Below are 508 nucleotides of genomic sequence, written 5' to 3' on the forward strand. Positions count from 1 at the left end.
TAACAGCCCGTGACTGATGGCTTTGGTGCAGATGAACGGGTGATCGACATACCCCCCCCACAGGTCGTCTGGGCCTTTGATATTCAGCGCCCGTGCCTGGGCAGTCCCCACCACGGTTTGTGTGGGAAGCAGGTACAGATCGCGGCCAGCGTGTGTGTGCGGGTCGTAACTGCCGCCGAATTTTAACCCCATTATTTGCGCCAGCCATCGCGCCAGGGCGAGGTTGGTTTGGACTTCATGTTCGGGCGCGTCGACTCGGGTTGAGTGAGCGACCACCTGTTTTTTACGTGAAATCGGGGTCATGCGTCCCCCTTGGCATCCGGCCATGTGTGTAAGGGAAGACTAGCAGGGATCACGCCAAGCTCGCGTTGAGCAGGAGCGCTTGAAAATCAACCCGTTGCTGAAAACGCGATAGCAGTTAGCCTGCGCCATTCTGCACGACGCGCCGATGGGCACGCGGCGTTCTGCACGATTCACACGCCGAAGCGGTTGCGGTAGTCACTGGGGG

The 508-nt window shown here is 59.4% G+C and carries 1 protein-coding gene; it reads right to left on the reverse strand.

Going from position 1 to position 508, the window contains the following annotated elements:
* The coding region (locus AC0L3B_RS38340; RefSeq protein ID WP_473382769.1) for a DUF3182 family protein at nucleotides 1–303 on the reverse strand (303 nt) is incomplete at its 3' end.
* Between the last annotated feature and the right edge of the window lie 205 nt (nucleotides 304–508).

The sequence above is a fragment of the Bradyrhizobium sp. Kon56 genome (genome assembly GCF_055807635.1).